Raw genomic sequence first — 22,742 nt, 5'->3', positions numbered from 1 at the left:
AGGAAGTTGGCGTTTTTCCTGTTGACGAAGGCGAGGCGGATCAGTATTATACGCCTCGTCTTCACGAGACATTCGGGGCCTTAGCTCAGCTGGGAGAGCGCAACACTGGCAGTGTTGAGGTCAGCGGTTCGATCCCGCTAGGCTCCACCAATTCCTCTTGTGTGCGACGTTGCGTCCCATTCGTCTAGTGGTCTAGGACACCGCCCTTTCACGGCGGGAACAGGGGTTCGAACCCCCTATGGGACGCCATTTCGAATTTGCTTTCTGAACACGATCCTTGTCAATGATCCCCCGAGACGCCTGGTGCGTCTTTTTTCGTCATCCTGTCGCCTCTTACGGTGACGGCTTCCGCTTGCGTGTAAAACGCATTGAAGTGCCGATTTTTCGGTGTTTTAGGGCTTGACTTGTCCACTCGTACAGTCCTGTGGCCTCTCTCGTTCATGCTGTCATGGGTAGCGGGCTGCAGAGCAGGCGTTATGCAATAAATCCTTTTAATTCATGCACTTAAAATTGATCAAAAAGTAGCCAATCTAAGAGCAGCCCCCTGCCCATGCCGATTTGATGATGTTTCCTCGCACTTGTAAACAGGGTTATCCACAGAATGTGTGGAAAACGCTAAGACCTTGGAAAGCGTGGTGCCTAAGGTCCGATAGTGAGGGGGTGTCGAACCTCGAGGCGTAGTTTTCTAATACGTGATGGAGCAGGAGGGCACCGCCTGTGGGGAGGCGCCCCGGAACTGTCAGCCGTCCTTGAATGCCCGTAGACGGCGCAGCAGAGAAGACGTGTCCCATCGCCCACCACCCATCCCTTGCACGTCCCCATAGAACTGGTCGACCAGGGCTGTCACGGGTAGGCGGGCCTGAAGTCGGCGAGCCTGCTCCAGGCAGATGCCAAGGTCCTTGCGCATCCAGTTGACGGCAAAGCCGTGCTCGTACTTGTCGTCGATCATGGTTTTGTGTCGATTCTCCATCTGCCAGGAGCCGGCGGCCCCCTTGGAAATCACATCGACGACGCGCTGTTGGTCAAGCCCGGCCTGTTCGGCGAAGTGCAGGCCCTCAGCCAGCCCCTGCACCAGCCCGGCGATACAGATCTGGTTGACCATCTTGGTCAATTGGCCGCTGCCGGGGGGGCCCATCAGGGTTACGGCCTTGGCGTAGTGTCCAAGTGTGGTTTCGGCCCGTGTGAAGTCGGCCCCGGTTCCGCCGCACATGATGGTGAGGGCGCCGTTCTCCGCCCCCTGCTGGCCACCGGAGACCGGGGCATCGATGAAGCCGATCTGTTTCTCGCGGCAGGCCGTATCGAGCTCTTCGGCCAGGTCGGCGGACGCGGTGGTGTGATCGACCAGCAGGCTGCCCGGTGCCATGCCGTGCAGGACACCTTGTGAGCCGGTCGTGACCTGGCGTACGTCATCATCGTTGCCCACGCAAACCAGTACCAGATCGGCCCCCCGGGCGGCTTCCTCTGGCGTGCTGTGATGGCTGCCGCCATGTTCGGCGACCCAGGCTTCGGCCTTGGCGGGGGTGCGGTTATAGACGCGCACCGGGAATCCCTGGCTGGCAAGGTGCCCGGCCATGGGGTAGCCCATTACACCCAGTCCGATAAAGGCGACGGTGGAAATTGGTTGGCTCATCGGGTATCTCCTGAGAGTGCGATACGAAGAAGGCCGCCCGTGGGCGGCCTTCGGTGCGAAGCGACACGGAGCCGCGACCTGCCGGCTTACTTGGCAGGATAGTCGCGCTTGTCGTGGCCGATATAGAGCTGGCGAGGGCGACCGATCTTGTAGTCGTCGCTCAGCATTTCGTGCCAGTGGGAGATCCAGCCAATGGTGCGGGACACAGCGAAGATCACCGTGAACATATTGGTTGGAATGCCCATGGCCTTGAGGATGATGCCGGAATAGAAGTCGACGTTCGGGTAGAGCTTGCGCTCGACGAAGTACTCGTCTTCCAGGGCGATCTGCTCCAGGCGCTTGGCTATCTTGAGCTGCGGGTCGTCGGCCATGCCCAGTTCGGCCAATACTTCGTCGCAGGTCTCCTTCATGACTTTGGCGCGAGGGTCGAAGTTGCGATAGACGCGGTGGCCGAAGCCCATCAGGCGGAAAGGATCGTCCTTGTCCTTGGCCTTGTCGACGAAGCGCTGGATATTCTCTTCGGAGTCGTCACCGATTTCGTCCAGCATGTTCAGCACGGCCTCGTTGGCGCCGCCATGTGCCGGGCCCCAGAGGGCGGCGATACCGGCGCTGATACAGGCGAACGGGTTGGCGCCGGTGGAGCCAGCCAGGCGTACCGTCGAGGTGGAAGCGTTCTGCTCATGGTCGGCATGGAGCATGAAGATGCGGTCCATGGCCTTGGCGAATACCGGGTTGGTCTTGTACTCCTCGCAAGGGTTGCTGAACATCAGGTAGAGGAAGTTCTCGGCATAGCTCAGGTCGTTGCGCGGATAGTTGAACGGTTGGCCCACGTTGTATTTGTAGGACATGGCCGCAAGGGTCGGCATCTTGGCGACCAGCCGGATCGCGCTGATCACGCGGTCTTCTTCCTGGGAAATATCCATGTGATCGTGGTAGAAGGCCGCCAGGCCGCCAACCACGCCGCACAGGATGGACATCGGATGAGCGTCGCGACGGAAACCCTTGAAGAAGTTGTTGATCTGATCATGGACCATGGTGTGGTTGCGGACTCGCGACTCGAAATCGGCGTACTGCGCATCGGTCGGCAGTTCGCCGAACAGCAGCAGGTAGCACATCTCGACGAAGTTGGACTCCTTGGCCAATTGGTCGATCGGGTAGCCGCGATGCAGCAGGACGCCTTTGGCGCCATCGATGTAAGTAATGGCGGACTGGCACGAGGAGGTTGCCATGAAGCCCGGATCGTAGGTGAACAGACCTTCGGCGCCGAGGCCGCGTACATCGACTACGTCGGGCCCCAGGGAGCCGGAGTAGATCGGCAGTTCGATCGTCTTGTCCAGACCGTCTACCGTCAGTGTCGCTTTCCTGTCAGCCATGCTGGCCTCCTCTCGAAGTCGAATTGGTTCGTTAAGTCGTTATTTCGCAAACAGTGTTTTCTAAAGCTGGGCCCGCGAAAAAAGGTTTGCCCACTATAGAAGCGTTCCCGGGATTGTCAATTGGGCTTAAGCCAGGGTGTTTTTATACATGCTGATGTTTTTTGTATAGCTATCCGTATAATAAATGATGCCATGCACCATGAGTGCCGCGCCGGGTGGCTTGTTCAGGGCATCGCCGCCAATGCTTGCCGCTCGCCTGGGTGCGAGCCGGCTTGAACCATGGTCGAGTTCAACCGGTGTTCATTTGTCACTGGCGCTTCATGTCCTTATAATCCACAGCGCGCGACTGGCAGGTACTCGTTGTCATGCCCGTCCCGGCAGCGGCGAGCCCCCTACCTCAAACCACCGCCCGCTCTAGCCAACGTGCCATTGGCGAGGAGCGAGCCAAGAGAGTGTGTATAGAGCCGTGAATAGCAAACGACCCGTCAACCTCGACCTCACCACGATACAGTTCCCACTTCCCGCCCTGACGTCGATCGCCCATCGTATCACTGGCGTTATCCTCTTCATCGGACTCATCTTTGCCTTCTGGGCCCTCGACAAGTCGCTGTCGTCCCCGGCTGGCTTTGCAGCGGTGAACGATGCCCTGGCGAACAACATCCTGGCGAAATTGATCGCCTGGGGGCTGCTGTCAGCCCTGGCGTTCCACTTCGTGGCCGGCATCAAGCACCTGCTGATGGATGCCGATATCGGCGTGACCCTCGAGGGTGGCGTCAAGAAGGCGCAGATCACCGTGGTGGTGAGTGCCGTTCTGATCATTCTGGCGGGAGTCTGGGTATGGTAACCAACATCACAAGTCTCGGTCGCAGTGGCTTGTCCGACTGGCTCATCCAGCGCGTGTCGGCGGTTATCCTGGCGCTCTATACCCTCTTTATCGTTGCTTACCTGCTGTTCAATCCGGGGCTTGATTACGCCACCTGGAGCGGCCTGTTTGCCCAGACCTGGATGCGCGTCTTCTCCTTGCTGGCCTTCGTCTCGCTTGCCGCTCATGCCTGGATCGGCCTATGGACCGTGACCACCGACTACCTCAAGTCGACCAGCACTCGCGTTGGCGCCCAAATCGCCATCATCCTGGCCATTTTCGTGTTCCTGATTTGGGGCATTCAAGTTCTGTGGGGAGCCTGATTCATGTCAACCATGCGTAGTCTGACCTTCGACGCCATCATCATCGGCGGTGGCGGCGCTGGCCTGCGTGCCGCGCTCGAGCTGGCCAAGTCCGGCAAGAAGACCGCCGTGTTGTCCAAGGTCTTCCCGACCCGCTCCCATACCGTTTCCGCCCAGGGCGGCATCACCTGCGCCATCGCTTCCGCCGATCCCAATGACGACTGGCGCTGGCACATGTACGACACCGTCAAGGGCGGCGACTACATCACCGATCAGGATGCCGCCGAGTACATGTGCTCCGAGGGCCCCAAGGCCGTATTCGAGCTGGAGCACATGGGGTTGCCGTTCTCGCGTTTCGACAACGGTCGCATCTACCAGCGTCCGTTCGGCGGTCAGTCCAAGGCCTTCGGTGAAGGCGGTCAGGCGGCCCGTACCTGTGCCGCGGCAGACCGCACAGGCCACGCGCTGCTGCACACCCTGTATCAGAATAACCTGAAGAACAACACCACCTTCCTCAACGAGTGGTTTGCGGTCGATCTGGTCAAGAACGCCAATGGCGATGTGGTGGGCTGCATCGCCATGTGCATCGAGACCGGTGAAGTGGTGCACATCAAGTCCAAGGCTACCGTCATGGCCACTGGTGGTGCCGGTCGCATCTACGCCTCTACCACCAATGCGCTGATCAATACCGGTGACGGCATCGGCATGGCGCTGCGTGCCGGTTTCCCGATGCAGGACATGGAAATGTGGCAGTTCCATCCCACCGGCATCTATGGTGCCGGGGTGCTGGTCACCGAAGGGTGTCGCGGCGAGGGGGGATACCTGGTCAACAAGGATGGCGAGCGCTTCATGGAGCGTTACGCCCCCAATGCCAAGGATCTGGCCGGCCGCGATGTCGTGGCCCGCTCCATGGTCATGGAAATCCTCGAAGGCCGTGGTTGCGGCGAGAATGGCGATCACGTCTATCTCAAGCTGGATCACCTGGGCGAGGAGGTTCTCAACAAGCGCCTGCCCGGCATCAGCGAGTTGTCCAAGATCTTCGCCCATGCCGACCCGACCGAAGCGCCGATTCCTGTGGTGCCGACCTGTCACTACATGATGGGCGGGATCCCGACCAACGTGCATGGCCAGGCGATCATGCAGGACGCCGATGGCAACGACCGTATCGTCAACGGCCTGTTTGCCTGTGGTGAAGCGGCCTGTGTCTCGGTTCACGGCGCCAACCGCCTGGGCGGCAACTCGCTGCTCGACCTGGTGGTGTTCGGCCGCGCCGCCGGCATGTATATCGAGGGTGCGCTCAACGAGGGCATCGAGTACCTCGACGCCTCGGAATCCGATATCGACAGCGCCATGAAGCGCATCAATCGTTGGAACGAGTCCGGCGGCGGCGAATCGGTGGCCGACCTGAAGACCGAGCTCCAGGGCATCATGCAGAACGCCTTCGGCGTGTTCCGCCAGGAAGACAACATGCAGGAAGGGGTCAAGAAGTTGGCTGACCTGCGCGGCCGTATCGCCGAGGCGCACCTGGTCGACAAATCCGGCGCCTTCAACACGGCGCGTATCGAGGCACTCGAACTCGACAATCTGATGGAAGTGGCCGAAGCCACCGCCATTGCGGCTCTGGAGCGCAAGGAGAGTCGTGGTGCTCACTCCCGCTACGACTATCCGGAGCGCGACGATGTCAACTGGCTGAAGCACTCCATGTACTTCCCGACCGAAAAGAAGGTCGGCAAGCGCGACGTGAACTTCAAGCCGAAGACCGTTGACACCTTCGAGCCGAAAATCCGTACCTACTAAGGGGGAGTCACGATGTCCATGCTTCAGGTATCCATCTACCGCTACAACCCGGAAACCGACTCCGCACCCTACATGCAGGAGTATCGAGTAGACACCCAGGGCCGTGACCTGATGGTTCTCAACGTCCTGGAGATGCTCAAGGCCGAGGACACGACCCTGGCCTACCGTCGCAGCTGCCGTGAAGGCGTGTGTGGCTCCGACGGTATGAACATGAACGGCAAGAATGGCCTGGCCTGCGTCACCTCGCTGTCCCAGGTGGTCAAGAACAACAAGCTGGTATTGCGTCCGCTGCCGGGTCTGCCGGTGGTGCGCGACCTGGCGGTCGACATGGGGCTGTTCTACAAGCAGTACGGGCGCATCCAGCCGTATCTGCAGAACGACGAACCAACTCCGGCCATCGAGCGCCTGCAGTCACCGGAAGAACGCGACAAGCTGGATGGGCTCTACGAGTGCATCCTGTGCGCCTGCTGCTCGACCGCCTGCCCGTCGTTCTGGTGGAACCCGGAGAGGTTCGTTGGACCGGCCGGCCTGCTTCAGGCCTACCGCTTCCTGGCGGACTCCCGCGATACCGCGACTCAGGAACGACTGTCCGAGCTCGAGGATCCGTTCAGCGTGTTTCGCTGCCGTGGCATCATGAATTGCGTGGCGGTTTGCCCCAAGGGGCTCAACCCGACTCGTGCCATCGGCAAGATCCGTGACATGCTGTTGGCCGATGCCACTTAAATCGTGGCCAAGGGCTTGCTATCATGGCGAGCGGAATTCGGCCGCGGCGAGTTGTCGCGGCTGGTTCCCGTAACAGCTGGACAAGAGCCGGTGCCATAGGTGCCGGCTCTTGACCATGGATTTCAAGGATTCCGGCCTGGCGGCCGGAGCCGCCGGATATGAAGACGCCCTTCCGGCAGGGCACCAGCCAAGCCGCCGCGGCTGGCCCGTGACGGCGCCGACAACACCCCATCAGTGTAGGGTGACCGAGAGATGCAACAAGGCATAATGGAGTTGATGTGGAACAGCTCCCACGTGAGCGGCAGCAACGTTCACTATGTGGAAGCGCTCTACGAGCAATACCTCGCCGACCCTGGTTCCGTCCCCGAAGAGTGGCGAACCTACTTCGACCAGCTGCCCGGCACGGAAGGCGGCCCCACCCACGATGTTCCCCTCGGCCCTGTTCGCGACCAGTTCCATCAACTGGCACGAGCGCGTCGCACCACGCAGGTGGCTGGCGCTGCCGATAGCGGTGAGAACAGGAAGCAGGTCAAGGTCCTCCAGCTGATCAACGCCTATCGCTTCCGGGGCCATCAGAAGGCCAATATCGACCCGCTCGATCTGCGCAGTCAGATCCCCGTTCCCGACCTCGACCTTTCTTTCCACCAGCTTTCCCAGGCCGATCTCGATATCGAGTTCCAGACCGGTTCCTTCTTCCTGGGAGTGGACAAGGCGACCCTGCGCGAGATCGTCGAGGCGCTGGAGCAGACCTACTGCCGCTCGATCGGCTGCGAAGTCATGCACATCGTCGATACCGAGGAGAAGCGTTGGCTTCAGCAGCGTTTCGAGTCGGTGCGTTCCGCGCCCAAGTACAGCGACGAGGTGCGTCAGCATCTGCTGGAACGACTCACCGCGGCCGAAGGCCTGGAAAACTACCTGGCCTCCAAGTATCCCGGTACCAAGCGCTTTGGCCTGGAGGGAGGCGAGTCCTTTATCCCGATGATGGACGAGCTGATCCAGCGGGGCGGTGGCTACGGCATCAAGGAGGTGGTCATCGGCATGGCCCACCGCGGTCGTCTCAACCTGCTGGTCAACATCCTCGGCAAGAATCCCTCCGAGCTGATTGACGAATTCGACGGCAAGAAGCTCATCGAGCGGGGCTCCGGCGACGTCAAGTATCATCAGGGCTTCAGCTCCAACGTCATGACGCCGGGCGGCGAAGTCCACCTGGCGCTGGCCTTCAACCCTTCCCACCTGGAGATCGTCTCTCCCGTGGTCGAAGGATCGGTGCGGGCTCGCCAGGATCGTCGTGACGACCTGGAAGGCACCAAGGTACTGCCGATCAACATCCACGGTGACGCGGCCTTTGCCGGCCAGGGCGTGGTCATGGAGACATTCCAGATGTCCCAGACCCGTGCCTACAAGACCGGTGGCACGGTGCATATCGTCATCAACAACCAGGTCGGCTTCACCACGTCGCATCCGCAGGACACGCGTTCCACCGAGTACTGCACCGATATCGCCAAGATGGTCCAGGCGCCGATCTTCCACGTGAACGGCGATGATCCGGACGCCGTGCTGCATGCCACCCAGGTGGCGCTGGACTATCGGCAGCAGTTCAAGAAGGACGTGGTCATCGACCTGGTCTGCTATCGTCGCCGTGGCCACAACGAGGCCGACGAGCCGTCCGGCACCCAGCCGATGATGTATCGCAAGATCAAGGATCATCCCTCGTCGCGGACCCTGTATGCCAGGCGTCTGGTCGAGCAGGGCGTCATCTCCGAGGACGATGCCAAGGCCATGATCGAGACCTACCGTGAGGACTTGACGGCTGGCAACCACGTGGCCAATGCCCTGGTGCAACAGCCCAACACTTCTCTGTTCGTCGACTGGAAGCCTTACCTCGGTCACGAATGGAGCGGTTACGCCGATACCAGCGTGGAGATGAAGCGCCTGCAGCGTCTGGCTGCCAGGATGTGCGAGATTCCCGACGGGGTCGAGGTACAGCGTCAGGTCACCAAGATATATGAAGACCGTCGCAAGATGCAGGCTGGTGGCCTGGGCCTGAACTGGGGCTTCGCCGAGACGCTGGCCTACGCCACGCTGCTCGATGAGGGGCATCCGGTACGTATTACCGGCCAGGACGTAGGCCGCGGCACCTTCTCCCACCGGCATGCGGTGGTGCACAACCAGAAGGACGGCAGCGTCTACGTGCCACTGCAGCACATGGCCGATGGGCAGCCGCGCTTCACTATCCACGACTCCTTCCTTTCCGAGGAAGCGGTTCTGGCGTTCGAGTACGGCTATGCCACCACGGCACCCAACGACCTGGTGATCTGGGAAGCCCAGTTCGGCGACTTCTTCAATGGTGCGCAGGTGGTGGTGGACCAGTTCATCTCTTCCGGTGAGACCAAGTGGGGGCGGCTTTGCGGTTTGACCATGCTGCTTCCGCATGGTTACGAAGGGCAGGGGCCGGAACACTCGTCGGCGCGTCTCGAGCGCTTCCTGCAGATGTGTGCCGAGCACAACATGCAGGTCTGCGTGCCGACCACCCCGGCGCAGATCTTCCACCTGCTGCGTCGCCAGGTGATCCGCCCACTGCGCAAGCCGCTGGTGGTAATGACACCCAAGAGCCTGTTGCGTCACAAGGAGGCGACTTCCAGTCTCGACGATCTGGCCAGCGGTCACTTCCAGATGGTGCTGCCCGACCAGGGCAAGCTCGAGGCCGGGAAGGTCAAGCGTGCCATCCTTTGCGCCGGCAAGGTCTACTATGACCTGGCCGCCAGCCGCGAAGAACAGGAACGCGACGACACCGTCATCCTGCGTATCGAACAGCTGTACCCCTTCCCCAAGGAGGAGCTTTTCGAGGCGCTGAAGGACTATACCAGCCTCGAGACCGTGGTGTGGTGCCAGGAAGAGCCGCTCAACCAGGGTGCGTGGTACTCGAGCCAGCACCATATGCGAGCCGTGGCCGACATGCTCAAGAATGGCCTGGGCGGAGAACTGAAGTTTGCCGGCCGGCCGGCATCGGCGGCACCCGCGGCAGGTTACATGTCCGTGCACACTGAACAGCAGCGCCAGCTGGTGGAAGACGCCTTCAACCTCTAAGGCGACCCACCGGGACGAGAGAGAACATACAAGGGAAACAACATGGCTACCGAGATCAAAGCGCCCACCTTTCCGGAATCCGTTGCCGAAGGCAGTGTGGCTGCCTGGCACAAGAAGCCGGGAGATAGCGTCGAGCGCGATGAACTGATTGTCGAGATCGAAACGGACAAGGTGGTGCTCGAGGTGCTGGCGCCCGAGGCCGGCACCCTGACCGAGATGCTGGCTGAAGAGGGCGATACCGTTCAGTCAGAGCAGGTGCTGGGCAGGCTCGGTGAAGGCAAGGCCGCCGGCGGCGGGAACAAGAGCGACAAGAAGGCTGACCAGAAAGCGGCAGCGCCGAGCGATGCCAAGGCGGAAAATTCCGCCGGTGGTGGCAAGAAGCACCAGGTGAAGGCGCCGACCTTCCCCGAATCGATCCAGGAAGGCACCGTGGCCACCTGGCACAAGCAGGTCGGCGAGGCGGTCAAGCGCGACGAGGTACTGGTCGATATCGAAACCGACAAGGTGGTGCTCGAGGTAGTGGCGCCGGCCGATGGTGCCCTGGCCGACATCAAGGCCGAAGAGGGTAGCCAGGTCGAGTCCGAAGCGGTGCTGGCCATCTTCGTCGAAGGTGCCGGTGGTGATAACGCCGCGCCGGCCGAGACGGCAGCCGCAGACGGTGACGAAAGCATCGACGAGAAGGTTGGCGACAAGATCCTCGCGCCGGCCGCGCGCAAGATGGTGGCAGAGCATGACCTCGACGTGAACGCCATCCAGGGCACTGGCAAGGGTGGCCGCATCCTCAAGGAAGACGTGCAGAAAGCGATCAAGGAAGGCACCGCGAAGAAGTCCGCCGCAAAGCCCGCCAGCGCCCGGCAACAGGCCGCACCTGCGACACCGGTGGTCGAGGGCGAACGCCCCGAGAAGCGGGTGCCCATGAGCCGTCTGCGCAAGACCATCGCCAAGCGCCTGGTCGAGGCGCAACAGACCGCCGCCATGCTGACCACCTACAACGAGGTGGACATGGGCGCGGTAATGGGGTTACGGGCCCAGTACAAGGACACCTTCCTCAAGGCGCATGATGTCAAGCTTGGCTTCATGGGCTTCTTCGTCAAGGCGGCAAGCGAGGCGCTCAAGCGCTTCCCGGATGTCAACGCCTCCATCGACGGCACCGACATCGTCTATCACGGTTATCAGGACATCGGCGTGGCGGTTTCCACCGACCGTGGCCTGGTGGTGCCGGTGCTGCGTGACACCGACAGCATGAAGATCGCCGACGTCGAGAAGGGCATCGTCGACTTCGGCAAGCGGGCCCGCGACGGCAAGCTCGGCATCGACGAGATGCAGGGCGGTACCTTCACCATTACCAATGGGGGCATCTTCGGCTCGCTGATGTCGACGCCCATCATCAACCCGCCGCAAACCGCCATCCTGGGCATGCACAAGATCCAGGAACGTCCCATGGCCGTGAATGGCAAGGTCGAAATCCGTCCGATGATGTACCTGGCGCTCTCCTATGATCACCGCATGATCGATGGCAAGGATGCGGTACAGTTCCTGGTCACCATCAAGGAGCTGCTGGAAGACCCGGCACGCCTGCTGCTGGACGTCTGACCGACGCCCGATTCAACGGACTCAAACGCGAACCGATTTACAGGAAAAGCAAATGGCCGATAAATTTGATGTGATCGTCATCGGTGCGGGCCCCGGGGGCTACGTGGCCGCCATCCGCGCTGCCCAACTGGGGCTGAAGACCGCCTGTGTCGAGAAGTGGGTCGGCAAGGATGGCACCGTCGTCAATGGCGGTACCTGCCTGAACGTCGGCTGCATTCCCTCCAAGGCGCTGCTCGAGGCTTCTCACAAGTTCGTCGAGGCCAAGCACGACTTCGCCGACCTGGGCATCGAGGCCGGTGACGTCACCATGGACGTCAAGAAGATGATGGCCCGCAAGGACAGGATCGTTAAGAACCTGACCGGCGGGATCGCCGGCCTGTTCAAGGCGAATGGCGTGACGTCCATCGCGGGTACCGGCAAGGTGATCGCCTCGAAGCAGGTGGAAGTCACCGACAAGGATGGCAAGGCAACCACTTACGATGCCGACAACATCGTCATCGCGGCTGGCTCGGTGCCGGTGGAGATACCGCCGGCTCCGTTGACCGAAGATATCATCGTCGACTCCACCGGCGCCCTGAAATTCCAGGAGGCCCCGAAGCGTCTGGGCGTGATCGGGGCTGGTGTCATCGGCCTGGAGCTGGGTAGCGTATGGAGCCGGCTGGGCAGTGACGTCACCGTGCTCGAAGCCATGGACAGCTTCCTGCCGATAGTCGATTCCGCCATCGCCAAGGAGACCCAGAAACTGCTCAAGAAGCAGGGCCTGGATATCAAGCTGGGTGCCCGTGTTACCGGCTCCGAGGTCAAGGGAAAGGAAGTGGTCGTCAAGTACACCGATTCCGACGGCGACCAGGAAATGACCTTCGACAAGCTGATCGTCTGTGTCGGTCGGCGTCCCTACACCCAGGGCGTGGTGGCGGATGGCGTCGGCGTCGGCCTGGACGAGCGTGGTTTCATCCACGTCGATGACCAGTGCCGTACCAGCGTGCCGGGCATCTATGCCATCGGCGACTGCGTGCGCGGACAGATGCTGGCCCACAAGGCCTCCGAAGAGGGCATCATGGTTGCCGACATCATCGCCGGCCACAAGGCCGAGATGAACTACGACGCCATTCCCTGTGTCATCTACACCTTCCCCGAGGTGGCCTGGGTCGGCATGACCGAGCAGGATGCCAAGGCCAAGGGAATCGAGGTCAAGACCGGCTCCTTCCCGTTTGCCGCCAGTGGTCGTGCCATGGCCAACAACGCAACGGAAGGCCAGGCCAAGATCATTGCCGATGCCGAAACCGATCGCATCCTGGGTGTGCACATCGTCGGCCAGCATGCTGGCGAGATGATTGCCCAGGGTGTGATTGCCCTGGAATTCGGCTCCAGCGCCGAGGATCTGGCACTGACCTGCTACGCCCACCCGACCATGTCGGAAGCCGTGCACGAAGCCGCCCTGGCGGTGGAGGGGCATGCGATCCACATGGCCAACCGCAAGAAGCGCAAGTAATCCAGCTCGCGTAACGCTACAACAAGCGCCATCCATGTGGATGGCGCGTCGTTCCCGGCCATGTATCGGGTACGAACGGGGGTAGCCCGGAATAGACCGCAACAGGCGGTATTTCGCGGTTGCCGTTCGAGTCACATGCAACCAATGGCATGAATCGATGAACCTTCACGAGTATCAAGGCAAGCAGCTGTTTGCTGATTATGGTCTACCGGTATCCAAGGGCTTCGCGGTCGACACTCCCGAGGAAGCCGCGGAAGCGTGCAAGAAGATTGGCGGTGAGATGTGGGTCGTCAAGGCCCAGGTCCACGCAGGCGGCCGCGGCAAGGCCGGCGGCGTCAAGCTGATCAAGAGCCCGGAAGAGGCCAAGGCCTTTGCCGAGCAGTGGCTGGGCAAGAATCTGGTGACCTACCAGACCGACGAGAACGGTCAGCCGGTTGCCAAGATCCTGGTCGAGAACTGCACCGACATCGCAAGCGAACTCTACCTGGGCGCCGTGGTCGACCGCGCCACCCGCCGCGTGGTCTTCATGGCCTCGACCGAGGGTGGTGTCGAGATCGAGAAGGTCGCCGAGGAAACCCCCGAGAAGATCCTCAAGGCCGAGATCGACCCGTTGGTCGGCGCTCAGCCGTACCAGGCGCGTGAGCTGGCCTTCGCCCTGGGCCTCAAGGGTGACCAGGTCAAGCAGTTCACCAAGATTTTCCTGGGCCTCTCCCGCCTGTTCCACGAAAAGGACCTGGCGTTGCTCGAGATCAACCCGCTGGTGATCACCGACGACGGCAACCTGCACTGCCTGGACGCCAAGCTCAACCTGGACAGCAATGCCCTGTACCGTCACCCGGACCTGCAGGCCATGCGAGACCCGTCCCAGGAAGACGAGCGCGAAGCCGAAGCGGCCGCCTGGGACCTCAACTATGTGGCCCTGGAAGGCAACATCGGCTGCATGGTCAACGGTGCGGGCCTGGCCATGGGCACCATGGACATCATCAAGCTGAACGGCGGCCAGCCGGCCAACTTCCTCGATGTTGGCGGCGGCGCCACCAAGGAGCGCGTGGCGGAAGCCTTCAAGCTCATCCTCTCCGACGATTCCGTCAAGGCCGTTCTGGTCAACATCTTCGGTGGTATCGTGCGTTGCGACATGATCGCCGAGGGTATCATTGGCGCCGTCGAGCAGGTCGGTGTCAACGTGCCGGTGGTGGTGCGTCTGGAAGGTAACAACGCCGAGCTGGGTGCCGAGAAGCTGGCTTCCAGCGGTCTGAACATCATCGCTGCTACCAGTCTGACCGATGCGGCTCAGCAGGTTGTCAAGGCAGCGGAGGGCAAGTAATGAGCATCCTGATCGACAAGAACACCAAGGTCATCTGCCAGGGCTTCACTGGCGGCCAGGGGACCTTCCACTCCGAACAGGCGCTCGCCTACGGCACCAAGATGGTTGGCGGCGTGACCCCGGGCAAGGGTGGCCAGGAGCACCTGGGCCTGCCGGTCTTCAACACCGTCAAGGAAGCCGTGGAGCAGACTGGCGCCGAGGCCAGCGTGATCTACGTCCCGGCCCCGTTCTGCAAGGACTCGATCCTCGAGGCCGCCAACGCCGGTATCAAGCTGATCGTCTGCATCACCGAAGGCATTCCGACCCTGGACATGCTGGACGTCAAGGTGAAGTGCGACGAGTTGGGCGTGCGGCTGATCGGCCCCAACTGCCCCGGCGTGATCACCCCGGGCGAGTGCAAGATCGGCATCATGCCGGGTCATATCCATCAGCCGGGCCGGGTCGGCATCGTATCCCGCTCCGGCACTCTGACCTATGAAGCCGTCAAGCAGACCACCGATCACGGTTTTGGCCAGTCCACCTGTGTGGGCATCGGTGGCGACCCGATCCCGGGCTCCAACTTCATCGATATCCTCGAGCTGTTCGAGAAGGACCCGGCGACCGAAGCGATCGTCATGATCGGTGAGATCGGGGGCACCGCCGAGGAAGAGGCTGCCGCCTACATCAAGGCCAACGTCTCCAAGCCGGTTGTCTCCTATATCGCCGGTGTGACAGCGCCTCCGGGCAAGCGCATGGGCCATGCCGGTGCGATCATTTCCGGTGGCAAGGGCACCGCGGACGAGAAGTTCGCCGCCCTGGAAGACGCCGGCGTGAAAACCGTGCGTTCGCTGGCCCAGATCGGCGATGCATTGAAGGAAGTGACCGGCTGGTAAGCATCGCTTTACCCGCTTCACGGAAAAGGGCACCTTCGGGTGCTCTTTTTTATGGGCATGGGCTAGGCTGGAGGCGTTTTCATCGCCAAGGAGCGTGACATGGCAAAGGTACCCGCCGCCTACCAGGCGACCCGTGGCTCGATTCTCGACGTGGATCGGAATTTCTATACCCGGCTGACCGACCCCGCTGCCCGCGAACGGGTCGAACGGCTGACCGTACCGATACGCGACGGACTGGCGTGGAAGGTGCCGGCGGGGCATGTGCTGCGCCTCTCGACCCTGGAGGGGCCCCAGGTCGGCGATTTGAATCTCTGGAACCTGCACAATCCCCGCGAGCGCTTCTGGGCCTCGCGCACCCGCCAGCTGCAGCGTGCTCATGTCTCGACCTTCGACCGGCTGTGGTCGACGCTGCCCTACCTGCGACCCATGGCGACGATCATCGACGATACCCTGGCCGGCTATGGCGTCGATGGCAGTGGAGTCGACGAGCAGGGCGGCCGTATCCACGACCTGCTGGGCACCCGCTGCGACCCCTACGTCAATCGCCTGCTCACCGGCGAGGACTTCGACCACCATTGCCATTCCAACCTGGTGCGTGCCGTGGCGCCGTTCGGCTTGACCGAGTTCGACGTCCACGACGTGCTCAACGTTTTCCAGTGCACCGGGCTCAACGACGACGACCGGTATTTCATGAAGGCGTGCCCGGCGAAGGAGGGCGACTATCTCGAACTGTTTGCCGAGATCGACCTGCTGTGCGCGCTGTCGTGCTGCCCGGGGGGCGACCTGTCGGTGGACCTGTGGGGCCCCGAAGCCCGCGATCCGCTGACGACCTGTCACCCCATCGGGGTGGAGGTATTCCGCCTGGAGGCAGCGCTACTCGAAGGCTGGCGGCCACCCGAGCCGTCTCCCTATGCCGGCGGCCATGGCCTGCGTGGCCCGGCCATCGACTGGGCGGCGGAGAAGCAGAGGCGTGGCGACTGAGCCGCCCTGACCGACACGCCACACCTCAAACGACCATGCCCCGGTCACGATGACCGGGGCATGGTTTCGTTACGGGGCGAGAGTGGCTCAGGCGCCGGGGCGGGCCACCAGCGAGCGGGTCTCCTCGCGGGCCTCGACCAGCTCCACGCGAATGACGTCGCCGAGCTTGTAGCGCTCTTCGCCTTCCACCTGGATACGGCCTTCCTTGTCGTCGATGGCTACCTTGTCGCGGTCGCTGTGGATCATCGGCGCGGGCACGAAGGCGGTGGCGCCGTTGGCCGTCAGTCGCACGCGCATGCCGCCACGGTTGATGGCGATGATCTCGGCCTCGAAGGCTTCCTGGGCCTTGGCGGCCGGCGTCAGGTAGCGCACGTAGAGCCAGTCCTTGACGTCGCGCTCGGCCATGCGATTGAGACGACGTCGTTCGGTCAGTTGCTCGGTCAGTGCCAGAGTGGCTTCCGCCGGCGCCTGCTCGCCCTTGAGTACCCGCTTGATCAGGCGGTGGTTGACCATGTCGCCATACTTGCGGATCGGCGAGGTCCAGGTGGCGTAGGCGGCCAGGCCCAGGCCGAAGTGCGGGCCGGGACGCGCGGACATGCTGGTGAAACCCTGGAAACGGCGCAGGCGGGCGTCCAGCCAGGCGTCGTCGCGGCTCTCCAGTGCGCGCTTGAGCTCCTTGTAACGGGGCAGCTCGGAAAGCGCCTCGAGCTCGACCTCGATCTCCTGGGCGGTCAGGAACTCGTGCGCGGCTTCGGCCTTCTCCGGCTCGAAGGCCCGGTGTACGTTGAAGATGCCGTGACCGACCTTGTCGGCGAGCAGATCGGCGCAGCAGGCGTTCGCGGCGATCATCGACTCCTCGATCATGCGGTTGGCGATGCGCCGCTGCTCGGTGCGAACGTTGAGTACGTTGCCGGCCCGGTCCAGTTCGAAGACGAAGTCGGGGCGGTCCTTGAACACCAGTGCGTGTTCGGCGCGCCAGGCGCTGCGCGCCTCGGTCATGTCCCGAAGCGCCTTCAACTGAGGGGCGATCTCCGCCGCCGGCGTCCAGTCGCCCTGCTCCTCTAGCCAGTCGGAGACAGTGTCATAGGCCAGTTTGGCGTGGGAGCGCGCGGTGGCGGCGAAGAAACGGTAGTCGCCCAGGCTGCCGTCGGCTTCCACTTCGAGGATACAGGCCAGCACTGGCCGTTCCTTTCCCTCCCACAGCGAGCAGAGATCGTCGGCCAGCTGTTCGGGCAGCATGGTGACGTTCTGCCCCGGCAGGTAGACGGTGAAGGCGCGGGTGCGCGCCTCCAGATCGGTGGCATGGCCCTCTTCCACATAGGCAGTGGGGTCGGCGATTGCCACCGTCAGGCGCCAGCCGCCCTCCGGTCGTGGCTCGATGCGCAGGGCATCGTCCATGTCGCGGGTCTTCTCGCTGTCGATGGTAAAGAACGGTTCGGTGGTCAGGTCCTTGCGCTCCAGGCCTTCATCCAGCAAGGGCCAGTCGCTGCCGGCGTCAGGGCACTCCTGCTCCAGGGCGTGCCTGGCCAGGGTGACCCGCCACGGCACGGCCGGATCGTCGGCCTTGGCAACCAGTTCGTCGATCTGGGCGAAGAAGGCGCGGTCTTCGGGCTTGAGCGGGTGGCGGACCAGACGCGACACGACCCAGTCGCCATCACCGATGCTCGCCTCGTCGAGGCTGTTCTTGATGCGGGCCTTGAGCACGTTCTTGATCGAGGGGTGGTCGGGGACCACTGCCAGACGACCTTCGCGCTTCTGCACCCGGGAGATGAAGCGGGTCAGGCCGGCTTCCACCAGCGTGTCGGGTTCGACCGAGGTCTTGTCGCCATTCTCGTGAATGACGGCCTGGACACGATCACCGTGGACCACCAGTTTCATGGCGGGCGGCGGCACGAAATAGGACTGGCCGTCATCGGTTTCGAGGAAGCCAAAACCCTTGTCGGTGGCCTTGATCACGCCCTCGGCACGAGGCGTGGTCTCACGGATCTGTTGCTTGAGCTGGGCGAGCAGCGGGTTGTTCTGCAGCATGGTCACGAACGTGTGGCGGGATAAGGGAGCTACTATACGGATTCCTGCGGCCGGCGCCAAACGTCGTGACTTGGCCCGGGCGGAATCACCACGCCCCGATAACGATAACGGCTACCTGGGGAGATGACGGGAACGCCTGCACTGCTGCCGGGCCAGAGGCCGCCTCAGCGAACGGTAATGACCGAGCAGGTGGCCGCATGGCCGACCTTGTGGGAAACGCTGCCGACCACGAAGCCTTTCAGGTCGCTGAGCCCGCGGCTACCCAGGACAATGGCTTCCACCCCGCGTTTCTTTGCCTCGCTGACGATGGTGCGGGCAGGGTCTCCGTGGCCAATGATGGTTTCGATCTTGGTGATACCCTGCTCGCGAGCGGCTTCGGCGGCCTTTTCCACCACCTGCTGGCCAATCCCCTCGCGCTCGGAGCGGGAGGCCTCGATAGCGATGGCCCCGATGCCCCATACCAGCGTCGTCTCATGGGAGAGTTCTTCCGGGATATGGAGGATATGCAGAGTGGCATCGGCCTGGTTGGCCAGCAGGCAGGCAACGGAAAGGGCTTTCTTGGCGCCTTCGGAGCCATCGACGGGAACCAGGATGGTGTTGAACATGGCTGTTTTCCTTCTGGGCGGGTGAGGGCGAATCCTTAATGTTAGAGACTAGCGTCTCGTGGCGCCACTGTCATGACCGGGGTCAAGAATCCTTCCGTCCCCGAAGGTCACTCTACTTTCTTCACTTCCAGTCGACGCAGCTGTTGCCAGAGTTCGCTACGCAGGTCGGCCATGCGCGGTGCCTCGCCGCTATCGAAGCCGATTGGCCGGGTCAGTCGCTGGGTTCGCAGGCCGAGCCGGGCGCTGAGCAGGCCCACCCCCATGCCCTGTCCCGCACGGGTCGAGAGCCGTCCGGCCAGGTTCAGCGAGAGAATCTCCATGCCGGCTTCGCTGGCCATTTCGGTCGCCCCGGCGAAGGCCATGTTGTAAAGCACGCTCCTGAGCAGGCGCAGGCGACTGGCGTAGCCCAGCTCCAGGCCGTAGAGGCGGCATATCCGATCGATCATCGCCAGGTTGCGCCAGGCCACCAGTGCCATGTCCACCAGGGTCAACGGACTGACTGCCACCATGATGGCGGTCTCACCGGACATCCGCGAGATCATGCGTCGCGCTTCCCGGTCGCGGGGCGCCAGTAGATGGTAGGCCAGTAGCTGACGCACATCGGCTCCACTGTGATGCGTCTGGTGGGCGGCCAGGAAGGCCTGCCAGTGGGGATGGTCGTCGTCGAGCTTCAATTGCGTCTTGAGTCGTCTGGCCAGGCCCATGGCCTCGTCGGTACCGACTTCCTGCAACGTGCCCAGCCGCGCACGCAGCGTGTCATGCCGACGCAGGCGGCGCAGTCGCCAGGCTTCACGCAGCAGGGCACCGGCGCCCAGGGCGATCGCACCCAGCCCAAGCAGAGCCCAGCCGCCGCTGAGCCAATCGCCGCCGGTCAGCGCCGCGGGCAGGTGCTGGGCGAACTCCACCGTGCCCAGCGTCAGGCCGCCGCCCAGCAGTGTCAGCAGTCCCCAGCGGCGCTTCCGAGGCCGGCCGAGACTGACCGCCAGCGCCTGCTCGGCGGGGCCCTCGGCGGGTTCTTCCAGGGGTCGTGTCGGCAGCTCGGAGGCAAAGTCTTGCCGTGGACGCGGGGTGTCGGTCGTCGGCGTCCGGGCGGGCTCATCCAGGGTGAACTGGCGTCCGGGGCGCGGGTCGACGGGGCGAGGCTCCCCGGGGGAATGGTTGCCGTGGCGTGGATCACTCATCGCAGCTTGTCTCCGATCAGCCAGTCAAGGGCTGCGTCCAATCGAATATGAGGTAGGGCGCCCCCTTCCCGCGGAGCGGGGCGGAAGGCACGGAAATCGAACCCTTGGCGAGCCCAGAACTCGATTCCTGGCAGTTGAGCGGGGACTTCACCAGGAAATACCAACACTTCCTCGCCTTCAAGCGTCGTACCGCGCAGTGCAGGGGAGCGCTGCTTCTGGTGAACCACTTCATGGGTTTCGGTAGCGCGTATCGCCGCCAACGACAGCGCCTTGACCGGCACGTTCGCATAGCGCAGGTCCTTCAGGGGCTCGGCGAGTAACGCTTCCAGCAAGGCGGTGAGGTTGCCGTGTTGCTCCGGGGTGACATGGTCAGCCTTGGTGGCGGCGATCGCCAGGCGGTCGATGCGTGGGGCGAACAGGCGTGACAGCAGGCTGCGCTTGCCATAGTCGAAGCTCTGCATCAGCGTGGAGAGCGCCTGGGAGAGGTCGTCGAAGCGCTCCGGTCCGGCATTCAGGGCACCGAGTACGTCCACCAGCACGATCTGCCGGTCGAAGCGGCGGAAATGGTCGCGGTAGAAGGGGCGCACGATATGCTGCTGATAGTGGCGGAAGCGGGTGGCCAGAGTGGTGTAGACGCTATTCTTGGCCAGTTTTGCCAGGTTGGCGGGCTCGACGTTTCCGAGGGCCGGCAGTGGGAAGAACTGCAGTACCGGTGCGCCATCCAGATCGCCGGGCAACAGGAATCGACCCGGCTGCAGATTGGCGAACCCGGCTTCCCGGGCGGCCTGCAGGCTACGCGCATAGAGGTTGGCGATGTCGGCCAGTTCGGCCTCGTTGGCCTCGGCGGCGGGGTCGAGTGCCGCCGCCACTCTCTCCCATTCGCCGAGCAGGGCACGGCGCTGTTCGCCGGCGCTGGCCAGCATTGCCCGGCTCCAGCTGCGGTAGTCGTGACCCAGGAGCGGCAGGTCCAGCAGCCACTCGCCGGGGTAGTCGAACAGGTCCAGGTTGAGCTCGGCGGTTTCGCCCCGCAGCAGGCCGCGTCGGGCCGGCCGGTAGCGGATCGACAGGCGCAGCTCGCTGATGCCGCGGGTGGGTTCGGGCCAGGAGGGTGGAACGGCATCGAGCGCCGCCATGGCCTGGTCGTAGGGGAAGCGCGGCACGCCGAGGTTCGATTGGCTGACCCGGCGGGCGCCCAGAAGACGGCCTTCGCGGGCGGCCGGCATCAGGTCCAGGCGGGCCTCGAGGCCCGCATGGCGAAGCTGGTTGACCAGCGAGGTGAGAAAGGCGGTCTTGCCGGCGCGCGACAGGCCGGTGACCGCCAGGCGGAGCTGGCGGTCGCGACCGCGTTCGATCAGGTTGGTCAGTTCCCGTGCCAAAGGCTGGCGCATCAGTGAGAATTCCCTTCGCAGCAAGCTCAGCCGCTAATGTGAGGGCGTTGGCCGCGTCTGGCAAGGTGTTGTCAGCTCAATAGGGCATCATGGCGCCGTGGCCAGCATCTTGTAGAACAATGGCAGGGCGGCGATGAGGAAACCGGCGACGGCGAGGGCGTAGCCCGGCCAGCGCTGCGTCATGCGCTGGACCAGGGTCAGGCCAATGAGGCAGATGACCAGCCCTATCAGGTTGAAAGCGAAGGTGGACATTTCGATCAGTTCCTGAGGGGACATGCTGGCTCCTGGGGTCGGGTGACTCTGAGTGCTGGGGGAATCGGGCAATGGCTGCTAATGTCATGTTATCAGGATGTTGAAGCCTGACCGAGCGGCACGCTCCGGCACTTCCGATTGCGAGCGACTCCAGCCTGGAGAATCTGACATGTCCGACATACCTCCCACCGCCGAGCAGGTGATTGCCTTTTGGTTTCAGGAGCTGACCCCCGTGCAGTGGTTCCAAAAGGACCTGGAGCTGGATGCGCGGATCGGCCAGCGCTTCTTCGGCCTTCATCGGTCGGCGGCCCTGGGTGAGCTATGGCCATGGCGCGGGTCGGCAGTGGGGCGCCTGGCTGAAGTCGTGATACTGGATCAGTTCTCCCGCAACCTGTTCCGCGACATGCCGGAGGCCTTTGCCCAGGATCCCATGGCACTGGTGCTGGCCCAGGAGGCCGTATCCCGGGGCCTGGATCAGGAGCTGGCCGTGAACTGGCGTGTGTTCCTGTACATGCCTTATATGCACAGCGAGTCGCTCAAGATTCACGACGAAGCCTTGCGCCTGTTCGACCAGCCTGGCCTGGAAGACAACCTGGACTTCGAACATCGGCACCGCGACATTCTCCTGCGCTTCGGCCGCTACCCCCACCGCAACGCCATCCTGGGGCGCGAATCGACGCCCGCCGAGCTGGACTTCCTTCAGGAGCCCGGTTCGTCGTTCTGAACTACGCTTTCCCAAAGCGCCGTGCTGAGGCACCATGGGACCCGAACACATCGAAATCGACCATAAGGCAAGGAGAGACGATATGGGATTGATCGCTTGGCTGATCATCGGTGGTCTCGCTGGCTGGATCGCCGGCAACATCATGCGTGGCGGTGGCTTTGGCATTCTGGCCAATATCGGCGTGGGAATCGTGGGCGCGGTGATCGGCGGTTTCCTGTTCAGCCTGCTGGGGTTGCAGGCCGGCGGTTTCATCGGCTCGCTGGTGACTGCGACCGTGGGGGCCGTGTTGCTGTTGTGGATCATCTCGAAAGTCAGGCAGGCGTAGCCTGAGCAAGCGCCCCTGATGGGAACACGAACGGCTCGGGTCATCGTGAACTGACCCAATTGTTGGCCGGTTGGCTCTTTCAGCCGGTGGCCATGGCCCGAGTTCTGTACTGCACAGGGCTCGGGCCTTTTTGGTTTCCGTTCGCGCCCTGTGCGCTCGGCTCACTGGTGTACCGGCGATGCGCCGGGGGAGTCGAGGGAGGG

19 protein-coding genes and 2 tRNA genes are annotated in these 22,742 nt (G+C 62.8%); 14 read left to right on the top strand and 7 right to left on the bottom strand.

Features of this window, described 5'->3' with window-relative positions; all coding sequences use genetic code 11:
* The first annotated feature begins 74 nt into the window (after nt 1-74).
* Together C1H69_RS09825 and C1H69_RS09820 are read left to right on the top strand one after the other, a co-directional pair.
* Nucleotides 75-150: transfer RNA gene (locus C1H69_RS09825), tRNA-Ala, on the top strand.
* Between the two features lie 23 nt (nt 151-173).
* Nucleotides 174-249, top strand: a tRNA-Glu gene (locus tag C1H69_RS09820).
* 490 nt (nt 250-739) lie between these two features.
* Here the strand turns inward: C1H69_RS09820 and C1H69_RS09815 are convergent.
* Together C1H69_RS09815 and gltA are read right to left on the bottom strand one after the other, a co-directional pair.
* Nucleotides 740-1,630, bottom strand: coding sequence for an NAD(P)-dependent oxidoreductase (locus tag C1H69_RS09815; protein WP_102653224.1), 891 nt, complete (start codon nt 1,628-1,630; stop codon nt 740-742).
* Nucleotides 1,631-1,716: 86 nt separating this feature from the next.
* The gene (gene gltA / locus C1H69_RS09810) at nt 1,717-3,003 is read right to left on the bottom strand and encodes a citrate synthase (protein WP_102653223.1); all 1,287 of its coding nucleotides are present in this window, start codon (nt 3,001-3,003) and stop codon (nt 1,717-1,719) included.
* Between the two features lie 466 nt (nt 3,004-3,469).
* Here gltA and sdhC point away from each other — a divergent pair, with 466 nt between their 5' ends.
* From sdhC to C1H69_RS09760, 10 genes are all read left to right on the top strand, one after another.
* Entirely contained in the window at nt 3,470-3,847 is a 378-nt protein-coding gene (sdhC, locus tag C1H69_RS09805; protein WP_205738449.1) for a succinate dehydrogenase, cytochrome b556 subunit, read from the top strand.
* Nucleotides 3,841-4,188 carry a succinate dehydrogenase, hydrophobic membrane anchor protein gene (gene sdhD / locus C1H69_RS09800; protein ID WP_102653221.1) on the top strand — a complete coding sequence of 116 codons (348 nt, stop codon included), beginning with the start codon at nt 3,841-3,843 and terminating at the stop codon, nt 4,186-4,188. Before sdhC ends, sdhD begins: the two co-directional genes overlap by 7 nt.
* Before the next feature lie 3 nt (nt 4,189-4,191).
* A complete protein-coding gene (gene sdhA, locus C1H69_RS09795; RefSeq protein WP_102653220.1) occupies nt 4,192-5,964 on the top strand; it encodes a succinate dehydrogenase flavoprotein subunit in 1,773 nt (590 codons plus the stop codon).
* 12 nt (nt 5,965-5,976) lie between these two features.
* Nucleotides 5,977-6,687 (top strand): succinate dehydrogenase iron-sulfur subunit, encoded by a 711-nt coding sequence (locus C1H69_RS09790; RefSeq protein WP_102653219.1) that lies wholly within the window; start codon nt 5,977-5,979, stop codon nt 6,685-6,687.
* 252 nt (nt 6,688-6,939) lie between these two features.
* Nucleotides 6,940-9,774 carry a 2-oxoglutarate dehydrogenase E1 component gene (locus tag C1H69_RS09785; RefSeq protein WP_102653218.1) on the top strand — a complete coding sequence of 945 codons (2,835 nt, stop codon included), beginning with the start codon at nt 6,940-6,942 and terminating at the stop codon, nt 9,772-9,774.
* Between the two features lie 42 nt (nt 9,775-9,816).
* Complete coding sequence (gene odhB / locus C1H69_RS09780; RefSeq protein WP_102653217.1) at nt 9,817-11,367, top strand: 2-oxoglutarate dehydrogenase complex dihydrolipoyllysine-residue succinyltransferase; 1,551 nt, start codon at nt 9,817-9,819, stop codon at nt 11,365-11,367.
* A gap of 52 nt (nt 11,368-11,419) precedes the next feature.
* Nucleotides 11,420-12,859 (top strand): dihydrolipoyl dehydrogenase, encoded by a 1,440-nt coding sequence (lpdA, locus tag C1H69_RS09775; protein WP_102653216.1) that lies wholly within the window; start codon nt 11,420-11,422, stop codon nt 12,857-12,859.
* Nucleotides 12,860-13,016: 157 nt separating this feature from the next.
* Complete coding sequence (sucC, locus tag C1H69_RS09770) at nt 13,017-14,183, top strand: ADP-forming succinate--CoA ligase subunit beta (protein ID WP_102653215.1); 1,167 nt, start codon at nt 13,017-13,019, stop codon at nt 14,181-14,183.
* Entirely contained in the window at nt 14,183-15,055 is an 873-nt protein-coding gene (sucD, locus tag C1H69_RS09765; RefSeq protein ID WP_102653214.1) for a succinate--CoA ligase subunit alpha, read from the top strand. The genes sucC and sucD overlap by 1 nt, the downstream gene beginning before the upstream one ends.
* 99 nt (nt 15,056-15,154) lie before the next feature.
* Nucleotides 15,155-16,036 (top strand): urea carboxylase-associated family protein, encoded by an 882-nt coding sequence (locus tag C1H69_RS09760; protein ID WP_102653213.1) that lies wholly within the window; start codon nt 15,155-15,157, stop codon nt 16,034-16,036.
* 87 nt (nt 16,037-16,123) lie between these two features.
* Here the strand turns inward: C1H69_RS09760 and C1H69_RS09755 are convergent, their stop codons facing one another.
* From C1H69_RS09755 to C1H69_RS09735, 5 genes are all read right to left on the bottom strand, one after another.
* Entirely contained in the window at nt 16,124-18,064 is a 1,941-nt protein-coding gene (locus C1H69_RS09755; protein ID WP_102653212.1) for an exoribonuclease II, read from the bottom strand.
* Between the two features lie 164 nt (nt 18,065-18,228).
* A complete protein-coding gene (locus C1H69_RS09750) occupies nt 18,229-18,669 on the bottom strand; it encodes a universal stress protein (protein ID WP_102653211.1) in 441 nt (146 codons plus the stop codon).
* Between the two features lie 107 nt (nt 18,670-18,776).
* The gene (locus C1H69_RS09745) at nt 18,777-19,850 is read right to left on the bottom strand and encodes a YcjF family protein (RefSeq protein WP_102653210.1); all 1,074 of its coding nucleotides are present in this window, start codon (nt 19,848-19,850) and stop codon (nt 18,777-18,779) included.
* The gene (locus tag C1H69_RS09740; RefSeq protein WP_102653209.1) at nt 19,847-21,238 is read right to left on the bottom strand and encodes a YcjX family GTP-binding protein; all 1,392 of its coding nucleotides are present in this window, start codon (nt 21,236-21,238) and stop codon (nt 19,847-19,849) included. The genes C1H69_RS09745 and C1H69_RS09740 overlap by 4 nt, the downstream gene beginning before the upstream one ends.
* Nucleotides 21,239-21,325: 87 nt before the next feature.
* On the bottom strand, nt 21,326-21,514 hold the full coding sequence (locus tag C1H69_RS09735) for a hypothetical protein (RefSeq protein ID WP_102653208.1): 189 nt from the start codon (nt 21,512-21,514) through the stop codon (nt 21,326-21,328).
* Nucleotides 21,515-21,659: 145 nt separating this feature from the next.
* Here C1H69_RS09735 and C1H69_RS09730 point away from each other — a divergent pair, with 145 nt between their 5' ends.
* Both C1H69_RS09730 and C1H69_RS09725 read left to right on the top strand, forming a co-directional pair.
* On the top strand, nt 21,660-22,214 hold the full coding sequence (locus tag C1H69_RS09730) for a DUF924 family protein (protein ID WP_205738448.1): 555 nt from the start codon (nt 21,660-21,662) through the stop codon (nt 22,212-22,214).
* An 82-nt stretch (nt 22,215-22,296) separates the two neighbouring features.
* Complete coding sequence (locus C1H69_RS09725; RefSeq protein WP_102653207.1) at nt 22,297-22,539, top strand: GlsB/YeaQ/YmgE family stress response membrane protein; 243 nt, start codon at nt 22,297-22,299, stop codon at nt 22,537-22,539.
* The last annotated feature ends 203 nt before the right edge of the window (nt 22,540-22,742 follow it).

This window comes from Billgrantia endophytica (assembly GCF_002879615.1).
GTDB classification, from domain to species: domain Bacteria; phylum Pseudomonadota; class Gammaproteobacteria; order Pseudomonadales; family Halomonadaceae; genus Halomonas; species Halomonas endophytica.
This window is presented reverse-complemented; position numbering and strand designations above follow the sequence as displayed.

Coding starts and splice junctions, on each gene's coding strand:
- C1H69_RS09815 (WP_102653224.1), bottom strand. CDS start 1,630: ATGAGCCAACCAATTTCCACCGTCGCCTTTATCGGACTGGGTGTAATG.
- gltA (WP_102653223.1), bottom strand. CDS start 3,003: ATGGCTGACAGGAAAGCGACACTGACGGTAGACGGTCTGGACAAGACG.
- sdhD (WP_102653221.1), top strand. CDS start 3,841: ATGGTAACCAACATCACAAGTCTCGGTCGCAGTGGCTTGTCCGACTGG.
- sdhA (WP_102653220.1), top strand. CDS start 4,192: ATGTCAACCATGCGTAGTCTGACCTTCGACGCCATCATCATCGGCGGT.
- C1H69_RS09790 (WP_102653219.1), top strand. CDS start 5,977: ATGTCCATGCTTCAGGTATCCATCTACCGCTACAACCCGGAAACCGAC.
- C1H69_RS09785 (WP_102653218.1), top strand. CDS start 6,940: ATGCAACAAGGCATAATGGAGTTGATGTGGAACAGCTCCCACGTGAGC.
- odhB (WP_102653217.1), top strand. CDS start 9,817: ATGGCTACCGAGATCAAAGCGCCCACCTTTCCGGAATCCGTTGCCGAA.
- lpdA (WP_102653216.1), top strand. CDS start 11,420: ATGGCCGATAAATTTGATGTGATCGTCATCGGTGCGGGCCCCGGGGGC.
- sucC (WP_102653215.1), top strand. CDS start 13,017: ATGAACCTTCACGAGTATCAAGGCAAGCAGCTGTTTGCTGATTATGGT.
- sucD (WP_102653214.1), top strand. CDS start 14,183: ATGAGCATCCTGATCGACAAGAACACCAAGGTCATCTGCCAGGGCTTC.
- C1H69_RS09760 (WP_102653213.1), top strand. CDS start 15,155: ATGGCAAAGGTACCCGCCGCCTACCAGGCGACCCGTGGCTCGATTCTC.
- C1H69_RS09755 (WP_102653212.1), bottom strand. CDS start 18,064: ATGCTGCAGAACAACCCGCTGCTCGCCCAGCTCAAGCAACAGATCCGT.
- C1H69_RS09750 (WP_102653211.1), bottom strand. CDS start 18,669: ATGTTCAACACCATCCTGGTTCCCGTCGATGGCTCCGAAGGCGCCAAG.
- C1H69_RS09745 (WP_102653210.1), bottom strand. CDS start 19,850: ATGAGTGATCCACGCCACGGCAACCATTCCCCCGGGGAGCCTCGCCCC.
- C1H69_RS09740 (WP_102653209.1), bottom strand. CDS start 21,238: ATGCGCCAGCCTTTGGCACGGGAACTGACCAACCTGATCGAACGCGGT.
- C1H69_RS09735 (WP_102653208.1), bottom strand. CDS start 21,514: ATGTCCCCTCAGGAACTGATCGAAATGTCCACCTTCGCTTTCAACCTG.
- C1H69_RS09730 (WP_205738448.1), top strand. CDS start 21,660: ATGTCCGACATACCTCCCACCGCCGAGCAGGTGATTGCCTTTTGGTTT.
- C1H69_RS09725 (WP_102653207.1), top strand. CDS start 22,297: ATGGGATTGATCGCTTGGCTGATCATCGGTGGTCTCGCTGGCTGGATC.